This window comes from Vibrio sp. MarTm2 (assembly GCF_027587055.1).
Taxonomy (GTDB): domain Bacteria; phylum Pseudomonadota; class Gammaproteobacteria; order Enterobacterales; family Vibrionaceae; genus Vibrio; species Vibrio sinaloensis_D.
Genome location: NZ_JAPPTK010000030.1, coordinates 1 through 3,412, shown reverse-complemented (window position 1 = coordinate 3,412; position 3,412 = coordinate 1). Strand labels below are relative to the sequence as shown.

The following is a 3,412-nucleotide window of genomic DNA, read 5'->3' as shown; positions in this document are numbered from 1 at the left end:
CAATTAAGGGGTGAGCCACGCTACCACGACACTGAATTTTAGCGCCGTAAACACTGGACTTGCCCCAAACTAAAAATGCCAAGCGTGGGGAATCCCTCTTAAATTGTTTGTTATAGCACGGCTTGAGGTTAGACGCAGTACTCTGCCCTTTCTTCTTTGCATTCATATGAGCCCATCTCAAACTCTCTGCAAATCCAAGGGCGATTTTTATAGATAGTACACATGAAACTATCTCTATCCATAGCTGAGCACCAACCGTCAGTTAGCCTTAACATGGTTTCACCACCCCAAATATCACGTTTGATATGTTCATCAAGGACACCAGTGTCTGAGATGATCATAACCTCAAGTCGACAACAGCAAGCCTTACAATTGGAACAAAGGGCTTCGGAACTTGACTGGGTTTTAATAGGAATATTCATAAGGCTCAACTACAGATTAATTTGCCATTATACCTGAATTTAACTCTACAGCCTGATGTTTAAAGTGCTTAGTGCTATAACGCCGCGTTAAGTAGTGAGCAACGCCTGCCACCTAACCTAAACCTTTACACCATAAACACTTAACCCAACTTTGAATGCAAAACGCCAAGCGTTGGGAATCTGCCTTAAACGCCTTGTTATGTGTTTTTAACACTCACCCCTTTAGCCTCTATAGTGTTTAAGAATTCCATTAAAGACTGTTGCTCAAACAGTATATAGGCACCTTCGAACTTCAATGTTTTTCCACTGCTTAAAGTAAACTCAACATATCTTCCTAAACGTATAGATCTTAATTCTTTTAGTGGTATGGATTCGTCTAGCACCTTCCATCCAGACCTACCTCTAACGACAATATCATCGTCGTCAATTTTTAGACTAGAGCGTCTGTATATATTAATTAGAAAGTAGAGATATGCTCCTAAAAGCAAACTAAACATAAAACTACCCACTATCTCGTCATATCTATAAGCGTCGCTATAGCCTAAGAGAGCATTCAAGATGAGCCATGAAATTATCTTAGAGACTCCCCAAAAAAAGAGCGCTGATACAAATAGACCAATAAGCATAAAAACGTTACTTTTTAATAGCCTGCCGACTGACTTTTTATCGACTTCCATAAAACCTCTTCAAATAGATCGACTACTGCACATAACGCCCAATTAAGGGGTGAACAACGCCTCCACCCAACTTAACGCATTGTACCGTAAACACTAAATTTGAAGTAGAAGCAAAGGTGCCAAGCGTTGTGAATCCCTCTTAAATTGCTTGTTATGTGTTTGAACTTAAAGGGACTTCCATTTCCACCAACCCTTTGACTTCAGATGTTCTAACAAAGCCTTTGGACTCATACAGATTGATCGCTGGGTTTTCACTAAACACACGTAGAACTAGCTTAGTGGATTTACGACTGAGTGCATGCCCTACAACTAGATCAAGGCACTTAGTTCCAATTCCTCTACCTTGAAACTCCGGTAAAAGTTGAAAGTCTCTCAGAAAGGTCGTTTCGCCACTATAGCTAAAACGAATAACACCTACACGGGTTTGGTCGAGGTGAATCTCGTAGTTTTCTAGTTCTTCCCAACTGCTTAGAAACTGATTGTGGTCCCAGATAATCCCACGAGTTAGATAATAACTTGCCATATTTGTCTTGGTTAAAGACTCTGCGAATAAGGGGTCACTACCGATTTTAAGCTGTACTTCCATGCCTTTCCCTCTGGCTACACATAACGCCAAGCTAACGTGCCCGAAACGCACTACAACGGTTTCTGCATTGCGCCGTAAACACCAAATTTACAGCAAACCAAAAATGCCACGCGTTGAGGGTCACTGTTAAGCGCCTTGTTATGTAATGACGACTTCGGACACACTTTATTGCCTTCAGGCTACTGAAAACGACCTTTTGCTCAAGGTTCTTTTGATGGATTTGAGTGCGAAAGCCAAAATCGAAGTAGGGGATTTACAACGATTTCAGGACAGTGAAATTCAGAGAGTGACTGCGCTTTTGAACCAACGAAACAAGCCGAGTCTCAATCCCAGCACCAGATTGACCTTCGTTAACCATGAATAATTACGGAGGTGCAAACCAAAACTACTGAACCAGTAACCTAAATTGGCAGATTAAGCTTCGGAGTTTGAAAAGCTAAAAAACACAGAAAATCAGACTGTTACATAACGCCCTGTTAAGGTGTGAGCAACGCAATACAAAAGCCGCCGCACACCACCTTAATCACTAAAATCAACGCATAATGAAAATGCCACGCGTTGCGAATCACTCTTAAACAGTTTGTTATGTTTCAGTTGTCACATAGGCCATTAATATTTCATCATATGACTTCCCGTTGATTCTCAGTGCATCAACCTCGGTACCATATTTGTGAAAGCCTAACTTTTTGTATAGCGAAATAGCCGCGTCGTTTTCAGAAGCGACTGTCAGTTGAATCTGCGAAATATCAGTATTTTGGAAGGCATTGTGAATAAGCTTACTCAACATGTCATTTGCAATATGTTTACCACGATACTCTTGTTTTATAAAAAGACCCCATAGGTAAGACTTGTGCTTAATTTTCTCTTTGAGAGCTTGAGCAAAACCTGCGACTCCAATTAATACTCCACCGTCAAATGCACCAATAATAAAGGCACTTTGAGTAGCCGTTACTCGAGCAATCCACTGCTCGTTACTCAACTTAGATTCTTCCTTAAAGCTATTCTCAAAAGCTTCTGAAGACTGCACTAGGCTTAGTAATCTCAACTCTTTGTATTGTTCCCAATCACTTGCTTCTAGTTTTCGATACTCCACATTTCCTCCTGAAACATAACGCCGCGTTAAGTGGTGAACAACGCCAACCACCGAACCTAACCCATTGTACCTTAAACACTTAACCTAACTTGAGCTGAAATCGCCAAGCGTTGTGAATCCGCCTTAAACGCCTTGTTATGTACGTAGTTTAAAATGAACACCTGAGCTTTCAAATTCTATGCTCCCAAAGCCACCTACCACCTTGAAATATGATTGGTTCTTTTCAAAGTAGTCGATGTTTCCGTAGTCTTTTGAGCCGTCAAGGTCTCTGGTCGGCTGTATATCATTTTGATTCAAGAGCCCATTAATACTCAAAACACCCTCAAAAAGAAGAGACCCCAAACGATAGCAAGTATACTCACCTATTTTTGGAGCTTCATAATATTTAGACTCAGGCCAGATGCTAAACTCTAGTTCAATTTCAAGAGTTTGATCATTGTAGTGCCAACCCAAAACAAATGAATCCTGAAGGTCTACACCTACGAGAAAATCCATATTTTTCTCCAAGTACATAACGCCGCGTTAAGTGGTGAACAACGCCAACCACCAAACCTAAACCATTGTACCTTAAACACTTAAGCTAATTTGAACTGAAATCGCCAAGCGTTGTGAATCCGCCTTAAACGCCTTGTTA

5 protein-coding genes are annotated in these 3,412 nt (G+C 40.9%); all 5 read right to left on the bottom strand.

Annotation, left to right across the window (positions count from 1 at the left end; all coding sequences use genetic code 11):
• Positions 1–128: 128 nt before the first annotated feature.
• Positions 129–422 carry a YkgJ family cysteine cluster protein gene (locus OH458_RS21835; RefSeq protein ID WP_269979838.1) on the bottom strand — a complete coding sequence of 98 codons (294 nt, stop codon included), beginning with the start codon at positions 420–422 and terminating at the stop codon, positions 129–131.
• A 197-nt stretch (positions 423–619) separates the two neighbouring features.
• A complete protein-coding gene (locus OH458_RS21830; RefSeq protein WP_269979837.1) occupies positions 620–1,099 on the bottom strand; it encodes a hypothetical protein in 480 nt (159 codons plus the stop codon).
• Between the two features lie 151 nt (positions 1,100–1,250).
• Positions 1,251–1,685: a GNAT family N-acetyltransferase gene (locus tag OH458_RS21825; RefSeq protein ID WP_269979836.1), complete on the bottom strand. Its 435-nt coding sequence runs from the start codon at positions 1,683–1,685 to the stop codon at positions 1,251–1,253.
• 583 nt (positions 1,686–2,268) lie between these two features.
• Positions 2,269–2,778, bottom strand: a complete 510-nt coding sequence (locus OH458_RS21815; protein ID WP_038887411.1) for a GNAT family N-acetyltransferase — start codon at positions 2,776–2,778, stop codon at positions 2,269–2,271.
• Between the two features lie 135 nt (positions 2,779–2,913).
• On the bottom strand, positions 2,914–3,273 hold the full coding sequence (locus OH458_RS21810) for a hypothetical protein (protein WP_269979835.1): 360 nt from the start codon (positions 3,271–3,273) through the stop codon (positions 2,914–2,916).
• Positions 3,274–3,412 lie beyond the last annotated feature (139 nt).

Coding starts and splice junctions, on each gene's coding strand:
- OH458_RS21825 (WP_269979836.1), bottom strand. CDS start 1,685: ATGGAAGTACAGCTTAAAATCGGTAGTGACCCCTTATTCGCAGAGTCT.
- OH458_RS21835 (WP_269979838.1), bottom strand. CDS start 422: ATGAATATTCCTATTAAAACCCAGTCAAGTTCCGAAGCCCTTTGTTCC.
- OH458_RS21810 (WP_269979835.1), bottom strand. CDS start 3,273: ATGGATTTTCTCGTAGGTGTAGACCTTCAGGATTCATTTGTTTTGGGT.
- OH458_RS21830 (WP_269979837.1), bottom strand. CDS start 1,099: ATGGAAGTCGATAAAAAGTCAGTCGGCAGGCTATTAAAAAGTAACGTT.